The sequence below is a fragment of the Pseudomonas sp. GW823-FHT02C05 genome, from assembly GCF_058797595.1.
This window is the reverse complement of record NZ_JBXAJU010000003.1, coordinates 389,608-405,570: the sequence shown is the minus strand read 5'-3', so window position 1 is coordinate 405,570 and position 15,963 is coordinate 389,608. Positions and strand designations below refer to the sequence as shown.

Genomic DNA, 15,963 nt, shown 5'->3' with positions numbered 1-15,963 from the left:
CTTTGAGAATCTGCGGTCCGTTGCAAAAAGGTAGTTAATGATGAGCGCAAGGCACTTTCTCTCCCTGATGGATTGCACGCCCGAAGAGCTGGTCAGTGTGATTCGTCGAGGCATCGAGCTGAAGGACCTGCGTAACCGCGGCGTACTCTTCGAGCCCTTGAAAAATCGTGTGCTTGGCATGATTTTCGAGAAGTCGTCGACCCGAACCCGACTGTCCTTCGAAGCCGGCATGATCCAGCTGGGCGGCCAGGCCATCTTCCTTTCGCCACGGGACACGCAACTAGGGCGCGGCGAGCCCATCGGCGACTGCGCCATCGTCATGTCGCGCATGCTCGATGCCGTGATGATCCGCACCTTTGCCCACAGCACCCTGACCGAGTTTGCGGCCAACTCCCGCGTACCGGTGATCAACGGCCTGTCCGATGACCTGCACCCCTGCCAACTGCTGGCTGACATGCAGACGTTCCTCGAGCATCGCGGCTCGATCCAGGGCAAGACCGTGGCCTGGATCGGCGATGGCAACAACATGTGCAACAGCTATATAGAAGCGGCCATCCAGTTCGACTTCCAACTGCGCATCGCTTGCCCCGAAGGGTACGAGCCCAACGCGGATTTCGTAGCCCAGGCCGGCGACCGCGTGACCATCGTTCGTGATCCTCGCGAAGCCGTGCGTGGCGCCCACCTGGTGAGCACCGATGTCTGGACCTCCATGGGCCAGGAAGAGGAGACCGCCAAGCGCCTGCAACTGTTCGCTCCCTTCCAGGTCAACCGTGCACTGCTGGACCTGGCCGCCGAGGACGTTCTGTTCATGCATTGCCTGCCCGCCCACCGCGGTGAAGAGATCAGCCTCGACCTGCTGGACGACCCGCGTTCGGTGGCCTGGGACCAGGCGGAAAACCGCCTCCACGCACAAAAGGCCCTGCTCGAATTCCTCGTCGAGCCGGCGTACCACCACGCATGAGCCAGCCCTTGCTACTGAACCTGCGCAACCTCGCTTGCGGCTACCAGGACCAACGCGTGGTGCAGAACCTCAACCTGCACCTCAATGCCGGGGATATCGGCTGCCTGCTGGGCTCATCCGGCTGCGGCAAGACCACCACCCTGCGCGCCATCGCCGGGTTCGAGCCGGTGCATGAGGGGGAAATCCAGCTGGCGGGCGAGACCATCTCCAGCGCCGGTTTCACCCTGGCGCCGGAGAAACGCCGGATCGGCATGGTGTTCCAGGACTACGCCCTGTTCCCGCACCTGAGCGTGGCCGACAACATTGCCTTCGGCATTCGCAAACACCCGCAGAAAGAGCGGGTGGTGGCCGAACTGCTGGAGCTGGTGAACCTGAAGAGCCTCGGCCAGCGCTTCCCCCACGAACTGTCCGGTGGCCAGCAACAACGGGTGGCCCTGGCTCGTGCCCTGGCTCCCGAACCACAACTGCTGCTGCTCGACGAGCCCTTCTCCAACCTCGACGGCGAACTGCGACGCAAGCTCAGCCACGAGGTGCGTGACATCCTCAAGGCCCGTGGCACCAGTGCGATCCTGGTCACTCACGACCAGGAAGAAGCCTTCGCCGTGAGCGATCAGGTAGGGGTATTCAAGGAGGGCCGCCTGGAACAGTGGGACACACCGTACAACCTCTACCACGAACCCCAGACGCCCTTCGTCGCCAGCTTCATCGGTCAGGGCTACTTCATTCGCGGCCAGTTGAGCAGCCCGGAATCGGTACAGACCGAACTCGGCTTGCTGCAGGGCAACCGTGCCTACACCTGGCCAACCGGCGGTGCGGTGGATGTGCTGTTGCGTCCGGACGACATCGTCCACGCCCCCGACAGCGCCTTGAAAGCCCGCGTCGTGGGCAAGACGTTCCTCGGCGCCTCGACCCTGTATCGCCTGCAGCTGCCCACCGGCAGCCAGCTGGAATCGATCTTTCCGAGCCACGCCGATCATCAGGTCGGCGCCGATGTGGGTATCCGGGTCGCGGCGGAACACCTGGTGCTGTTCCAGGCCTCGGGCAGTACCGCAGCGCAGATCCCGCAAAGCGACTCAGGGGTGCGCCGCTACAGCAGCGCGCATTGAGCCGTCTTCGCTGGCAAGCCAGCTCCTACGACAGCGCACTGTAGGAGCCGGCTTGCCGGCGAAACACCCAGCACAGTCATTGCAGATGCAACTGCCCACTGGCAATCAGCCGGGCATGCCCACCGATCTTCACCCGCTCACCTTCCAGACGACAAAATAATGCGCCACCTCGGGCAGAGCACTGGTAGGCGCTCAACTGCGGCTTATCCAACCGCTTCGCCCAGTAAGGCGCCATGCAGCAATGGGTGGATCCGGTCACCGGGTCCTCATCGATACCGATGGCGGGGGCAAAATAGCGCGAGACAAAGTCGTGCTGCTCCCCACGCGCAGTCACGATCACCCCGGGCCAGGGCAGTTTCGCCAGCGCCGTCATATCCGGCCGGCACTCACGCACCGCCTGCTCCGACTCCAGCACGGCCAATAGCTCGTTGGCCCCCAGCAATTCGACGACCTCAACCCCCAGCGCTTGCGCCACCGCCTCCCGCCCTGCCTGGCTGCTCGGGCTGCGCAGCGGGAAATCCAGCCACAACAGGCCCTCTTCACGGGTGACACTCAGGGGCCCGGACTGGCTGAGAAAGTCGATACGCTGCGCGGTCTGGCCATAAACCTCGAACAACACATAGGCGCTGGCCAAGGTTGCATGCCCACACAACGGCACTTCCGTCACCGGGGTGAACCAGCGAATCCGCCAGCCCTGGGCCTCACGCACCACAAAAGCGGTTTCTGCCAGATTGTGCTCGGCAGCAATCTGCTGCATCAGCCTGTCATCGAGCCAGGACTCAAGCCGGTAAACCATGGCCGGATTACCCGCGAACGGGCGCTCGCTGAACGCATCGACCTGATGAAACTCAAGCTGCATATCCCTTCTCCGTGAATAACTGGCCCCCAGCATGGGCCCTGGCCCCCGACGGGCGACAGACACAGAAGTCGGGATTTTCCTGCATACAGCAGCGGCCCTGGCCGCAGCCGTTGCGACTCAAGGACGACCGATATCGGCGAACCTGGCCTGGGTATGCTCGGCCAGTACCGCCGGCGCCAGCTCGACTTCCAGGCCACGGCGCCCGGCACTGACAAAAATGCTGGCGAACGGCTGCGCACTGTTATCGATAAAGGTCCGCAGGCGCTTCTTCTGCCCCAGCGGGCTGATGCCTCCCAGCAGGTACCCCGTGGCGCGCTGGGCGGCAGCCGGGTCGGCCATTTCAGCCTTCTTCACGCCCGCTGCGTGGGCCAGGGCCTTCAGGTCAAGACTTCCGACGACCGGCACCACCGCCACCAGCAACTCACCCTTTTCACTGCTGGCAAGCAAGGTCTTGAATACCTGCGCAGGATCAAGATCAAGCTTCTCCGCGGCCTCCAGGCCATAGGAGGCGGCCTTGGGGTCATGTTCGTAACTGTGGATGCGATGTTCGGCGCGAACTTTTTTCAGCAGGTCCAGTGCAGGGGTCATGGCAGCTCCAGGCGAGGAATGAAAAGGCAAAACCAAGCGCGCGAATTTTAGGTCATTCACCAGCAAAAGGCTCTATTCCAAGCCTTGATAACCGGCCCGTGTGCCTACGAAAGCAACCATGCCTGTCGTTCCCGCGACTATGCCCCGGAATCATTCATTTGATTGATATCTATAAAATGACCATCCGTTCACTTTCGACCTTTGACAGCGGTGTTTCTTGTCTATATTTTTTCGTTTCTGAATATCATGCGGTAGATCCAAGGTTGTACCCAGTAGCAAGGCGAGGTCGGAATGGGGATTCCGCCTTCGTTTGAAGTCGCGCTCCATGCCTTTTGCAGCAGCGCCAGACAACAACAAAAATCGAGGTTCACATGACAACTGCTCTGCAACAACCGTCGCTATCGGGCCAATGCATCGCCGAGTTTCTGGGTACTGCGCTGTTGATCTTCTTCGGCACCGGCTGTGTCGCCGCGCTCAAGGTCGCGGGGGCCAGCTTCGGCCTATGGGAAATCAGCATCATCTGGGGGATCGGCGTGAGCATGGCGATCTACCTGACCGCCGGAGTTTCCGGCGCGCACCTGAACCCGGCCGTGAGCATCGCCCTGTGCCTGTTCGCCGATTTTGAGAAGCGCAAACTGCCGTTCTACATCCTCGCCCAGATCGCTGGCGCCTTCTGCGCGGCGCTGTTGGTTTACACGCTGTACAGCAACCTGTTCTTCGATTTCGAACAAACCCACCAGATGGTCCGTGGCTCCCAGGCCAGCCTGGAACTGGCCTCGGTGTTCTCCACCTTCCCCAACCCGGCGCTGTCCACTGCCCAGGCGTTCCTAGTGGAGTTGGTGATCACCGCCATCCTGATGGGAGTGATCATGTCCCTGACCGATGACAACAATGGCCTGCCGCGCGGCCCGATGGCTCCGCTGCTGATCGGCCTGCTGATTGCCGTGATCGGCAGTGCCATGGGCCCGCTGACCGGGTTTGCGATGAACCCGGCGCGGGACTTCGGGCCTAAACTGATGACGTTCGTGACCGGCTGGGGTGAAATTTCCTTCACCGGCGGCCGTGATATTCCGTATTTCCTGGTGCCAATCTTCGCTCCGATCCTCGGCGCCTGCCTGGGTGCGGCAGCCTATCGCGGCTTGATTGCCCGCCATTTGCCCAGCGCTGCTGTCGCCCCGGAGGCCGAACAGGTCACCGAAGGCAAAGTCAAAGCTTCCTGAATCCAGTGGCGCGTGATCCTGCCCAAATCGATCGCGCGCCTGTTCTCACTCCCTTATTTCGTCCAAGGCAATCGACATGACCGACATTCAGAATAAGAACTACATCATTGCCCTCGATCAGGGTACGACCAGTTCCCGGGCGATCATTTTCGATCGCGACGCCAACGTGGTCTGCACCGCCCAGCGCGAATTCGCCCAGCATTACCCTCAGGCCGGCTGGGTCGAACATGACCCGATGGAAATCTTCGCCACCCAGAGCGCGGTGATGGTCGAGGCCCTGGCACAAGCCGGCCTGCATCACGACCAGGTGGCCGCCATCGGTATCACCAACCAGCGTGAAACCACTGTGGTCTGGGACAAGAACACCGGCCGGCCGATCTACAACGCCATCGTCTGGCAGTGCCGCCGCAGCACCGAGATCTGCCAGCAGCTCAAGCGCGACGGCCTGGAAGACTACATCCGCGAAACCACCGGCCTGGTGACCGACCCCTACTTCTCCGGTACCAAGCTCAAGTGGATCCTCGACAACGTCGAAGGCAGCCGCGAGCGTGCGCGCAACGGCGAGCTGCTGTTCGGCACCATCGACAGCTGGCTGATCTGGAAATTCACCGGCGGCAAGACCCACGTCACCGACTACACCAACGCCTCGCGCACCATGCTCTTCAACATCCACACCCTGGAGTGGGACGCGAAGATGCTGGAGGTGCTGGACATCCCGCGGGAAATGCTCCCGGAAGTGAAGTCCTCGTCGGAAATATATGGCCGCACCAAGAGCGGCATCGCCATCGGCGGTATCGCCGGCGACCAGCAGGCCGCGCTGTTCGGCCAGATGTGCGTCGAGCCGGGCCAGGCCAAGAACACCTATGGCACCGGCTGCTTCCTGCTGATGAACACCGGCGACAAGGCGGTTAAATCCCAGCACGGCATGCTCACCACTATCGCCTGCGGCCCCCGTGGCGAAGTGGCCTACGCCCTGGAAGGTGCAGTATTCAACGGTGGTTCCACCGTGCAGTGGCTGCGTGATGAACTGAAGATCATCAACGACGCCCACGACACCGAATACTTCGCCGGCAAGGTCAAGGACAGCAACGGCGTGTATCTGGTGCCGGCCTTCACCGGACTGGGTGCTCCCTACTGGGACCCCTATGCCCGTGGCGCGCTGTTCGGCCTGACCCGCGGCGTGCGCGTGGACCACATCATCCGTGCCGCCCTGGAGTCCATCGCCTACCAGACCCGCGACGTGCTCGACGCCATGCAGCAGGACTCCGGCGAACGCCTCAAAGCCCTGCGGGTGGACGGCGGCGCCGTGGCCAACAACTTCCTCATGCAGTTCCAGGCCGACATCCTCGGCACCCAGGTGGAACGCCCGCAAATGCGTGAAACCACCGCCCTGGGCGCTGCCTACCTGGCGGGCCTGGCCTGCGGTTTCTGGGGCAGCCTGGAAGAACTGCGGGGCAAGGCGGTGATCGAGCGCGAGTTCGAACCACAACTGGCGGAAGCGGAAAAAGAAGGCCTGTACGCAGGCTGGAAGAAGGCCGTCAGCCGCACCCGCGACTGGGAACCCCACGACGAGGCCAAATAAGCCAAGCCGTGGATTGGTAACCGCTTGTAACTGGTAGGGAGGGGATTCCTGCGGCATCATGGGCAAATTTTGCACGGCAGCCCAAAGGAAGCCCCATGAATCTGCCTCCCCGTCAGCAGCAAATCCTCGATCTGGTTCGCGAACGCGGCTACGTCAGCATCGAGGAATTGGCCCAGCTGTTCGTCGTAACCCCGCAAACCATCCGCCGCGATATCAACCAGCTGGCGGAAGCCAATCTGCTGCGCCGCTACCACGGTGGCGCAGCCTATGACTCCAGCGTAGAAAACACCGCCTACGCCATGCGCGCCGACCAGATGCGCGACGAAAAGCAGCGTATCGGCGAAGCCGTTGCCGCGCAGATCCCCGATCACGCCTCGCTGTTCATCAATATCGGCACCACCACCGAATCCATCGCCCGGGCCCTGCTCAATCACAGCCACCTGAAGATCATCACCAACAACCTGCACGTGGCCTCGATGCTCAGCGCCAAGGATGATTTCGACGTACTGCTCACCGGCGGCAATGTGCGCCGTGACGGCGGCGTGGTAGGCCAGGCCAGTGTCGACTTCATCAACCAGTTCAAGGTCGACTTCGCCCTGGTGGGCATCAGTGGCATCGACGAGGACGGCAGCCTGCTGGACTTCGACTACCAGGAAGTGCGGGTATCCCAGGCGATCATCGCCAATGCCCGGCAGGTGATCCTGGCTGCCGACTCCAGCAAGTTCGGGCGCAACGCCATGATCCGCCTGGGGCCCATCAGCCTGATCGATTGCCTGGTCACCGACCAGCAACCGGTACCGGCCCTGACCCAACTGCTCAACCAGCACAAGATCCGCCTCGAAGTGGTCTGACTGCTCCCCCTCCTGCGGATCCGGCCGCGCTCGAACGACAAGCCTCGATGCTTCATCGCTTTCGAAATCGCCGCGGCCGATCCCGCCATCCAGCCCAAGGCAACAGCAGCGGCTACAGTTACCCGTCGACAATGTTCGAAAACTTTCCTTTAGCGCTGCTTCGATCAGTTTTTTCAATCGAAGCACGCTGGATGCGTGCATCTTTATGCGCTAGTATTTTCGAAAATGAACATTAATGTTCGAATTCAAATATCAAAGTAACACGAGGCCTGTCGATGCCCACTTCTACCTTGCCCGCGCGCCCTCTTTCCGAGGTTTACGATATCGCCGTCATTGGCGGTGGGATCAATGGTGTTGGAATTGCCGCCGATGCGGCAGGTCGCGGCCTGTCCGTGTTCCTTTGCGAAAAGGACGACCTGGCCAGCCATACCTCCTCGGCCAGCAGCAAGCTGATCCACGGCGGCCTGCGCTACCTCGAACATTACGAGTTCCGCCTGGTGCGCGAAGCCCTGGCCGAACGCGAAGTGCTGCTGGCCAAGGCCCCGCATATCGTCAAGCCCATGCGTTTCGTCCTTCCGCACCGGCCACACCTGCGCCCGGCCTGGATGATTCGCGCCGGCCTGTTCCTGTATGACCACCTGGGCAAGCGGGAAAAACTCGCCGGCTCGCGCAGCCTGAAGTTCGGTGCCGACAGCGCCCTGAAAGCCGAAATCACCAAGGGCTTCGAATACTCCGATTGCTGGGTCGACGATGCGCGCCTGGTGGTGCTCAATGCCATGGCCGCCCGCGAACACGGCGCCCATGTTCATACCCAGACCCGCTGCATCAGCGCCCGCCGCAGCAAGGGCCTGTGGCAACTGGAGCTGGAGCGCGCCGATGGCAGCCTGTTCTCCATCAGCGCCAAGGCCCTGGTGAACGCCGCGGGCCCCTGGGTCGCCAAGTTCATCAAGGACGACCTCAAGCTGGAGTCGCCATACGGTATCCGCCTGATCCAGGGCAGCCACCTGATCGTGCCCAAGCTGTACGAGGGCGAGCACGCGCACATCCTGCAGAACGAGGACCAGCGCATCGTCTTCACCATTCCCTACCTCAACCAGTTCACCCTGATCGGTACCACCGACCGCGAATACACCGGTGACCCGGCCAAGGTAGCGATCACTGAAGGTGAAACCGATTACCTGCTGCAAGTGGTCAATGCGCACTTCAAGAAACAGCTGAGCCGCAGCGATATCCTGCACAGCTATTCCGGCGTTCGCCCGCTGTGCAATGACGAATCCGACAACCCTTCGGCCGTGACCCGCGACTACACCCTGGCCCTTTCCGGCCATGGCGAGGAGGCCCCCCTGCTGTCGGTGTTCGGCGGCAAGCTGACCACCTACCGCAAACTGGCGGAATCGGCGATGGCGCAGCTGGCGCCGTACTTCAAGCAGGCCAAGCCGAGCTGGACAGCCCAGGCCACCCTGCCCGGTGGCGAGAACATGAGCACGCCACAGGCACTGGCAGAAGCCATCCGCAAGAAGTTCGACTGGGTACCCAGCCAGATCGCCCAGCGCTGGGCCACCAGCTACGGCAGCCGTACCTGGCGCCTGCTGGAAGGCGTGCACAGCCTCAGCGACCTGGGCGAACACCTGGGCGGCGGCCTCTATACCCGCGAAGTGGATTACCTGTGCAGCGAGGAATGGGCAGTGAAAGCCCAGGACATTCTCTGGCGCCGGAGCAAGCTCGGGCTGTTCACCACCGAGGCGCAGCAGCAGCAACTGCAGGATTATCTGCAAAAAGTCGAGCACAATCGCGGCAAGATCAAGGCTGCCTGAGCCACATAGGCAAGCAAAGCCCCTGCACCGGAAGGTCCAGGGGCTTTTTTGTGGGCCAGCAGGATTGAACGTTTCGCCGGCAAGCCGGCTCCTACAATGGCAGGGGCGCGTTCGGTTTTCCGAATGACAAAGCCACAGGGGTTCGGATAACCGGATACAGCCGCTGAAATCCCCAGGTCATAAATATTCTATAGGCTTGAAAATCAAGGGTTTGACGATGATCAATGGGTCTGGCACGACTCATGCTCTACACTGTGCGACGAATGCCTGTCGTGCCAACACAACAGGAGCCGTCAAGGCATTCGCTGTATAAAAGAGCCGTCGAACTGGCTTCATAAAAAAAACAAATGTCGAGGAAATATTGATGCGCATCGTTCCCCATCTGTTGGGCGCAGCTATCGCTGCCGCTCTGATTAGCACTCCAGTTTTCGCTGCCGAGCTCACCGGCACACTGAAGAAAATCAAAGAGTCCGGCACCATCACCCTCGGACATCGCGACGCTTCCATTCCGTTTTCCTACATCGCTGACGCTTCCGGCGTGCCAGTGGGTTACTCCCACGACATCCAGCTGAAAATCGTCGAAGCGATCAAGAAAGACCTCGACATGCCTGACCTGAAGGTCAAGTACAACCTGGTCACCTCCCAGACCCGTATCCCGCTGGTGCAGAACGGCACCGTGGACGTCGAGTGCGGCTCCACCACCAACAACGTCGAGCGTCAGCAACAAGTCGACTTCTCCGTTGGCATCTTCGAGATCGGCACCCGTCTGCTGTCCAAGAAGGACTCTTCCTACAAGGACTTCGCGGACCTGAAAGGCAAGAACGTGGTAACCACAGCCGGTACCACTTCCGAGCGCATCCTCAAGGCCATGAACGCCGACAAGCAGATGGGCATGAACGTGATCTCCGCCAAGGACCACGGTGAGTCGTTCCAGATGCTGGAATCGGGCCGCGCCGTAGCCTTCATGATGGACGACGCGCTGCTGGCCGGTGAAATGGCCAAGGCCAAGAAACCGACCGACTGGGCCGTGACCGGTACCCCTCAGTCCTACGAAATCTACGGCTGCATGGTGCGCAAGGGCGATGCCCCGTTCAAGAAAGCCGTGGATGACGCCATCGTCGCCACCTACAAATCGGGCGAAATCAACAAGATCTACGACAAGTGGTTCCAGTCGCCGATCCCGCCAAAAGGCCTGAACCTGATGTTCCCGATGAGCGACGAGCTCAAGGCCCTGATCGCCAACCCGACCGACAAAGCGGCTGACGACAAAAAGTCCTGATTCCTGACTAACCTTATCTCCTGAAGGGGCCCTGCCCTTTCAGGAGTCTGTCACTACCTGCTGGCATTTTTTGGAAACACTCGAACCGGTGGTTGTCGAGCCGATCGTGTGTGCCTGATCGTCATGATCAGGCGGGAACGGACGTCCCCAGGCGGGTGCTTGTACATCGAACGATCTGAGGGGTAACCCTAATGAATTACAACTGGGACTGGGGCGTGTTCTTCAAGTCCACCGGCGTGGGCAGCGAGACCTATCTCGACTGGTTCATCTCCGGCCTGGGCTGGACCATCGCCATCGCCGTGGTGGCCTGGATCATCGCGCTGCTGCTGGGCTCGATCCTGGGCGTCATGCGCACCGTGCCGAACCGCCTGGTGTCGGGCATCGCCACCGTGTACGTGGAGATCTTCCGCAACGTGCCGCTGCTGGTGCAGCTGTTCATCTGGTACTTCCTGGTGCCGGACCTGCTGCCGGAGAACCTCCAGGAGTGGTACAAGCAGGACCTCAACCCGACCACCTCGGCCTACCTGAGCGTTGTCGTGTGCCTGGGCCTGTTCACCGCCGCACGGGTTTGCGAACAGGTACGTACCGGTATCCAGGCCCTGCCCCGTGGCCAGGAATCCGCCGCACGCGCCATGGGCTTCTCGCTGCCGCAGATCTACTGGAACGTGCTGCTGCCCCAGGCCTACCGGATCATCATTCCGCCGCTCACCTCGGAATTCCTCAACGTATTCAAGAACTCCTCCGTGGCGTCGCTGATCGGCTTGATGGAATTGCTGGCCCAGACCAAGCAGACCGCCGAGTTCTCGGCCAACCTGTTCGAAGCCTTCACCCTGGCTACCCTGATCTACTTCACCCTGAACATGAGCCTGATGCTGCTGATGCGCCTGGTGGAGAAGAAAGTTTCGGTCCCCGGCCTGATCTCCGTGGGAGGTAAATAATGGAATTCGACTTCTCGGGCATCATCCCGGCCATTCCCGGCCTGTGGAACGGCATGCTGATGACCCTCAAGCTGATGGTCATGGGTGTGGTCGGCGGGATCATCCTCGGTACCTTGCTGGCCTTGATGCGCTTGTCTCACAACAAGCTGCTGTCGAACCTGGCGGGCGCCTACGTCAACTACTTCCGCTCGATCCCGCTGCTGCTGGTGATCACCTGGTTCTACCTGGCGGTGCCTTTCGTGCTGCGCTGGATCACCGGCGAAGACACCCCGATCGGCGCATTCACCTCGTGCATCGTGGCCTTCATGATGTTCGAAGCGGCGTACTTCTGCGAAATCGTCCGTGCCGGCGTGCAGTCGATCCCCAAGGGCCAGATGGGCGCCGCCCAGGCACTGGGCATGAGCTATGGCCAGACCATGCGCCTGATCATCCTGCCCCAGGCGTTTCGCAAGATGACCCCGCTGCTGCTGCAGCAGAGCATCATCCTGTTCCAGGACACCTCCCTGGTGTACACCGTGGGCCTGGTGGATTTCCTCAACGCCTCGCGGTCCAGCGGCGACATCATCGGCCGCTCCAATGAATTCCTGATCATCGCTGGTCTGGTCTATTTCACAATCAGCTTTGCCGCCTCGCTGCTGGTCAAGCGTCTGCAAAAAAGGTTCGCCGTATGATCTCTATCAAGAACATCAACAAGTGGTATGGGGACTTCCAGGTGCTGACCGATTGCAGCACCGAGGTCAAGAAAGGTGAAGTGGTGGTGGTCTGCGGGCCGTCCGGCTCCGGCAAGTCGACCCTGATCAAGTGCGTCAACGCCCTGGAACCCTTCCAGAAAGGCGACATCGTGGTGGACGGCACTTCCATCGCCGACCCCAAGACCAACCTGCCGAAACTGCGTTCCCGCGTGGGCATGGTGTTCCAGCATTTCGAGCTGTTCCCGCACCTGACCATCACCGAGAACCTGACCATCGCGCAGATCAAGGTGCTGGGCCGCAGCAAGGAAGAGGCCACCAAGAAAGGCCTGCAACTGCTGGACCGCGTCGGCCTCGCCGCCCACGCCCACAAGCACCCGGGGCAACTCTCCGGTGGCCAGCAACAACGTGTGGCCATCGCCCGCGCCCTGGCCATGGACCCGATCGTCATGCTGTTCGACGAACCGACCTCGGCCCTGGACCCGGAAATGGTCAACGAAGTGCTGGACGTCATGGTGCAACTGGCCCATGAAGGCATGACCATGATGTGCGTGACCCACGAAATGGGCTTTGCCCGCAAAGTGGCGAACCGGGTGATCTTCATGGACAAGGGCCAGATCATCGAGGACTGCCAGAAAGAAGAGTTCTTCGGCGATATCAGCGCCCGTTCCGAACGTGCGCAGCACTTCCTCGAGAAGATCCTGCAGCACTAAAACCCGCGTTCCTGTAGGCGCCGGCTTGCCTGCGACGGGACGGTATCTGACTCCCCTATCGTCAGTGCCGCCCTGGTCGCCGGCAAGCCGGCGCCTACAGACACTGCGCAGTGGTTGACCCAAGGCATCTGTGATGAAATGCGACCCCACTCTCTATCGCGCCGCGCCGCCATCACTCGCCGTGAAACCCCGCCTGATCCGACATCTGTTCCTGCCGCCCCTGGTCATCCTGCTGATGATCGGCCTGGGCTACGTCGGGTTCTGGATCAGCGAGCACAACGGCATCCGCACCCTCGGCGAAAATGGCCAGCGCCAGCTGGAGCTGCATGCCCGCGCCGTAGAAAGTGAGATCAGCAAGTACACCTATCTGCCGAGCCTGCTGGAACTGGAATCCAGTGTTTCCCAGCTGCTGGGCGATCCTTCGCCGGAACACCGGCAAACCGTCAATCAATACCTCGAAGGCCTGAACCGCCGCAGCCGCAGCCGGGCCATCTATGTCATGGACACCACGGGCCGGGTGGTGGCCACCAGCAACTGGCGTGACGTCGACAGCTACCTGGGCGAAGACCTGTCGTTCCGGGCCTATTACCAGAACGCCGTGCGCGGCCAGCCCGGGCGCTTCTACGGCATCGGCAGCACCAACGGCGAACCTGGCTACTACCTGGCCCATGGCCTGGAAGAACAAGGCAAGATCATCGGCGTGGCGGTGGTCAAGGTACGCCTGGAGGCCCTGGAGGAACGCTGGCAGCGTGCCCGCCTGGAAGCCTTCGTCAGCGACGAAAACGGCATCATCATCCTGTCCAGCGACCCGGCGCGCCGCCTCAAGTCGGTCCGCCCGCTCAGCGACGACACCAAGGAACGCCTGGCCCGCAGCCTGCAATATTACTGGTTCCCCCTCAACGAACTGGAACCCCTGGCCCGGGAACGCCTGGCCGAAGGCGTGGAAAAGCTGACCTTTCCGGCCAACACCGAGCTGGTGTCCGACGAGAAAGCCATCAGCTACCTGTCCCAGACCCGGCCCCTGAGCGATACCCCCTGGAACTTCACCCTGCTCACCCCGTTGCAGGACCTGCGCCGCGAAGCCATCAACCAGGGCATCCTGGTGGCGGTGGCCTTTGCCCTGGTGGCCTTTCTGCTGATCGCCTGGAACGAACGGCGCAAGGTCATCGCCACTCGCCTGGCCGCCCGTGAAGCCCTGCAGGAAGCCAACAGCCAGCTGGAACGGCGGATCACCGAACGCACCGCCGACCTGCGGGCCAGCAACGAACGGCTCAAGGGCCAGATCCGCGAACGCCGCCAGGCCGAGGAAACCCTGCGCCGCGCCCAGGACGAACTGGTCCAGGCCGGCAAGCTGGCGGCCATCGGCCAGATGTCCACCAGCATCGCCCACGAACTGAACCAGCCCTTGGCGGCCTTGCGTACCTTGTCCGGCAACACCGTGCGCTTCCTCGAACGCGGCGCCCTGGACACCGCCAGCGCCAACCTCAAGACCATCAATGAACTGATCGACCGCATGGGCCGCATCACCGCCAGCCTGCGCTCCTTCGCCCGCCGTGGCGACGACCAGGGCCAGGCCAGCCTGGACAAGGCCGTTGACGCAGCCCTGCAAGTGCTCAATGCGCGCCTCGAACCCCTGCCCCTGCAACTGCACCGCGACTTCACCGAGCAGACCCTGCAGATCGACCAGACCCGCCTGGAGCAGATCCTGGTCAACCTGATCGGCAATGCCCTGGATGCCATGCAGGCCCAACCGGCGCCGCAACTGTGGCTGGAGGGCGAACTCAGCGAGGGCAAGTACCGCCTGCGGGTGCGCGACAACGGCCACGGCATCGATCTTGAAGCGCGCAAGCACCTGTTCGAACCCTTCTTCACCACCAAACCCGGCGAACAGGGCCTGGGCCTCGGCCTGACCCTGTCCGCCAGCCTCGCCGCCGCTACCGGCGGCAGCCTGGGGGTGGAACACCCGGCAAGCGGCGGCACCGCCTTTGTCCTCAGCTTGCCCCTGGCAAGCCCCACTCGAGCCGAGCCGATATGAACAACGAGCTGACCGTGCTGATCGTCGAAGACGACCCCCATGTCCTGCTGGGTTGCCAACAGGCCCTGGCCCTGGAAGACATTCCCTGCATCGGTGTGGGCAGCGCCGAAGAAGCCCTGGCCCAGGTCGGTGAAAACTTTCCCGGCATCGTGGTCAGCGATATTCGCCTGCCGGGCATCGATGGCCTGGAACTGCTGAACCGCCTCAAGGCCCGGGACCGCAGCCTGCCGGTGGTGCTGATCACTGGCCACGGCGATATTTCCATGGCCGTGGGCGCCATGCAGAAAGGCGCCTACGACTTCATGGAAAAACCCTTCTCCCCCGAGCGCCTGGTGGATGTGGCCCGCCGCGCCCTGGAGCAACGGGGCCTGGCCCGGGAAGTGACCTCCCTGCGCCGCCAACTGGCCGAACGCAGTTCCCTGGAAGGGCGGATCATCGGCCGCTCGCCGGCCATGCAGAACCTGCGGGAGCTGATCGCCAACGTTGCCGATACCTCGGCCAACGTGCTGATCGAAGGCGAGACCGGCACCGGCAAGGAACTGGTCGCCCGTTGCCTGCACGACTTCAGCCGGCGCCACCAGCAGCAGTTCGTCGCCCTGAACTGCGGCGGCCTGCCCGAGAACCTCTTCGAAAGCGAGATCTTCGGCCACGAGGCCAACGCCTTCACCGGCGCCGGCAAACGGCGCATCGGCAAGATCGAGCACGCCCACCAGGGCACGCTGTTCCTCGACGAAGTGGAAAGCATGCCGATCAACCTGCAGATCAAGCTCTTGCGCGTGTTGCAGGAACGCACCCTGGAGCGCCTCGGTTCCAACCAGAGCGTGGCCGTGGATTGCCGGGTGATCGCCGCCACCAAGTCGGACCTGGACGAAATGAGCCGGGCCAAGGAGTTTCGCAGCGACCTGTACTACCGCCTCAACGTGGTGACCCTGGAACTGCCGCCCCTGCGCGAACGCCGCGAAGACATCCTGCAGTTGTTCGAGCATTTCCTGCAGCAGTCGTCCCTGCGCTTTGACCGCGCGGTGCCGGAGCTGGACAACCAGACCCTGTCGACCCTCATGAGCCACGACTGGCCGGGCAACGTGCGCGAGTTGCGCAACGTCGCCGAACGCTTTGCCCTCGGCCTGCCGGCCTTCAAGAAGCCCGGCAGCAGTGTCGCCCAGGGGCTGGGCTTTGCCGAGGCGGTGGAAGCCTTCGAGCGCAACCTGCTCAACGATGCCTTGCAGCGCAGCGGCGGCAACCTGACCCAGGCCAGCCAGGAGCTGGGCATGGCCAAGACCACCCTGTTCGACAAGGTCAAGAAGTACGGCCTGAGCCACTAACCCAAG

General features: G+C 62.1%; 14 protein-coding genes. 12 read left to right on the top strand and 2 right to left on the bottom strand.

Going from position 1 to position 15,963, the window contains the following annotated elements:
• Nucleotides 1-40 precede the first annotated feature (40 nt).
• A complete protein-coding gene (gene argF / locus AC1RGE_RS18180) occupies nt 41-961 on the top strand; it encodes an ornithine carbamoyltransferase (RefSeq protein WP_019096003.1) in 921 nt (306 codons plus the stop codon).
• Nucleotides 958-2,067, top strand: a complete 1,110-nt coding sequence (locus AC1RGE_RS18175; RefSeq protein WP_011063118.1) for an ABC transporter ATP-binding protein — start codon at nt 958-960, stop codon at nt 2,065-2,067. Before argF ends, AC1RGE_RS18175 begins: the two co-directional genes overlap by 4 nt.
• A gap of 76 nt (nt 2,068-2,143) precedes the next feature.
• Here AC1RGE_RS18175 and AC1RGE_RS18170 read toward each other — a convergent pair whose 3' ends face one another.
• Both AC1RGE_RS18170 and ybaK read right to left on the bottom strand, forming a co-directional pair.
• Nucleotides 2,144-2,926 carry a PhzF family phenazine biosynthesis protein gene (locus tag AC1RGE_RS18170; protein ID WP_492584782.1) on the bottom strand — a complete coding sequence of 261 codons (783 nt, stop codon included), beginning with the start codon at nt 2,924-2,926 and terminating at the stop codon, nt 2,144-2,146.
• Between the two features lie 117 nt (nt 2,927-3,043).
• Entirely contained in the window at nt 3,044-3,514 is a 471-nt protein-coding gene (gene ybaK / locus AC1RGE_RS18165) for a Cys-tRNA(Pro) deacylase (protein ID WP_011063120.1), read from the bottom strand.
• A gap of 371 nt (nt 3,515-3,885) precedes the next feature.
• Between ybaK and AC1RGE_RS18160 the strand changes: the two genes are divergently transcribed.
• From AC1RGE_RS18160 to aauR, 10 genes are all read left to right on the top strand, one after another.
• On the top strand, nt 3,886-4,734 hold the full coding sequence (locus AC1RGE_RS18160; protein ID WP_015636822.1) for an MIP/aquaporin family protein: 849 nt from the start codon (nt 3,886-3,888) through the stop codon (nt 4,732-4,734).
• 76 nt (nt 4,735-4,810) lie between these two features.
• Entirely contained in the window at nt 4,811-6,316 is a 1,506-nt protein-coding gene (gene glpK / locus AC1RGE_RS18155; RefSeq protein ID WP_019093252.1) for a glycerol kinase GlpK, read from the top strand.
• A gap of 95 nt (nt 6,317-6,411) precedes the next feature.
• Nucleotides 6,412-7,167 carry a DeoR/GlpR family transcriptional regulator gene (locus AC1RGE_RS18150; protein ID WP_011063123.1) on the top strand — a complete coding sequence of 252 codons (756 nt, stop codon included), beginning with the start codon at nt 6,412-6,414 and terminating at the stop codon, nt 7,165-7,167.
• Between the two features lie 275 nt (nt 7,168-7,442).
• Entirely contained in the window at nt 7,443-8,981 is a 1,539-nt protein-coding gene (glpD, locus tag AC1RGE_RS18145; RefSeq protein ID WP_015636824.1) for a glycerol-3-phosphate dehydrogenase, read from the top strand.
• Between the two features lie 364 nt (nt 8,982-9,345).
• Nucleotides 9,346-10,260 (top strand): glutamate/aspartate ABC transporter substrate-binding protein, encoded by a 915-nt coding sequence (locus AC1RGE_RS18140; RefSeq protein ID WP_011063125.1) that lies wholly within the window; start codon nt 9,346-9,348, stop codon nt 10,258-10,260.
• A gap of 191 nt (nt 10,261-10,451) precedes the next feature.
• Complete coding sequence (locus AC1RGE_RS18135; protein ID WP_011063126.1) at nt 10,452-11,198, top strand: amino acid ABC transporter permease; 747 nt, start codon at nt 10,452-10,454, stop codon at nt 11,196-11,198.
• Entirely contained in the window at nt 11,198-11,869 is a 672-nt protein-coding gene (locus AC1RGE_RS18130; RefSeq protein ID WP_011063127.1) for an amino acid ABC transporter permease, read from the top strand. Before AC1RGE_RS18135 ends, AC1RGE_RS18130 begins: the two co-directional genes overlap by 1 nt.
• Nucleotides 11,866-12,600 carry an amino acid ABC transporter ATP-binding protein gene (locus AC1RGE_RS18125; RefSeq protein ID WP_011063128.1) on the top strand — a complete coding sequence of 245 codons (735 nt, stop codon included), beginning with the start codon at nt 11,866-11,868 and terminating at the stop codon, nt 12,598-12,600. The genes AC1RGE_RS18130 and AC1RGE_RS18125 overlap by 4 nt, the downstream gene beginning before the upstream one ends.
• 133 nt (nt 12,601-12,733) lie before the next feature.
• The gene (gene aauS / locus AC1RGE_RS18120) at nt 12,734-14,635 is read left to right on the top strand and encodes a two-component sensor histidine kinase AauS (protein ID WP_011063129.1); all 1,902 of its coding nucleotides are present in this window, start codon (nt 12,734-12,736) and stop codon (nt 14,633-14,635) included.
• Complete coding sequence (gene aauR, locus AC1RGE_RS18115) at nt 14,632-15,957, top strand: two-component response regulator AauR (RefSeq protein WP_011063130.1); 1,326 nt, start codon at nt 14,632-14,634, stop codon at nt 15,955-15,957. The genes aauS and aauR overlap by 4 nt, the downstream gene beginning before the upstream one ends.
• The last annotated feature ends 6 nt before the right edge of the window (nt 15,958-15,963 follow it).

Excerpts from the sequence above, each read along its gene's own strand:
- glpD (WP_015636824.1), top strand. The coding sequence starts at position 7,443 with ATGCCCACTTCTACCTTGCCCGCGCGCCCTCTTTCCGAGGTTTACGAT.
- aauS (WP_011063129.1), top strand. The coding sequence starts at position 12,734 with ATGAAATGCGACCCCACTCTCTATCGCGCCGCGCCGCCATCACTCGCC.
- AC1RGE_RS18170 (WP_492584782.1), bottom strand. The coding sequence starts at position 2,926 with ATGCAGCTTGAGTTTCATCAGGTCGATGCGTTCAGCGAGCGCCCGTTC.
- glpK (WP_019093252.1), top strand. The coding sequence starts at position 4,811 with ATGACCGACATTCAGAATAAGAACTACATCATTGCCCTCGATCAGGGT.
- AC1RGE_RS18175 (WP_011063118.1), top strand. The coding sequence starts at position 958 with ATGAGCCAGCCCTTGCTACTGAACCTGCGCAACCTCGCTTGCGGCTAC.
- AC1RGE_RS18140 (WP_011063125.1), top strand. The coding sequence starts at position 9,346 with ATGCGCATCGTTCCCCATCTGTTGGGCGCAGCTATCGCTGCCGCTCTG.
- ybaK (WP_011063120.1), bottom strand. The coding sequence starts at position 3,514 with ATGACCCCTGCACTGGACCTGCTGAAAAAAGTTCGCGCCGAACATCGC.
- aauR (WP_011063130.1), top strand. The coding sequence starts at position 14,632 with ATGAACAACGAGCTGACCGTGCTGATCGTCGAAGACGACCCCCATGTC.
- AC1RGE_RS18150 (WP_011063123.1), top strand. The coding sequence starts at position 6,412 with ATGAATCTGCCTCCCCGTCAGCAGCAAATCCTCGATCTGGTTCGCGAA.
- AC1RGE_RS18160 (WP_015636822.1), top strand. The coding sequence starts at position 3,886 with ATGACAACTGCTCTGCAACAACCGTCGCTATCGGGCCAATGCATCGCC.
- AC1RGE_RS18125 (WP_011063128.1), top strand. The coding sequence starts at position 11,866 with ATGATCTCTATCAAGAACATCAACAAGTGGTATGGGGACTTCCAGGTG.
- AC1RGE_RS18135 (WP_011063126.1), top strand. The coding sequence starts at position 10,452 with ATGAATTACAACTGGGACTGGGGCGTGTTCTTCAAGTCCACCGGCGTG.
- argF (WP_019096003.1), top strand. The coding sequence starts at position 41 with ATGAGCGCAAGGCACTTTCTCTCCCTGATGGATTGCACGCCCGAAGAG.
- AC1RGE_RS18130 (WP_011063127.1), top strand. The coding sequence starts at position 11,198 with ATGGAATTCGACTTCTCGGGCATCATCCCGGCCATTCCCGGCCTGTGG.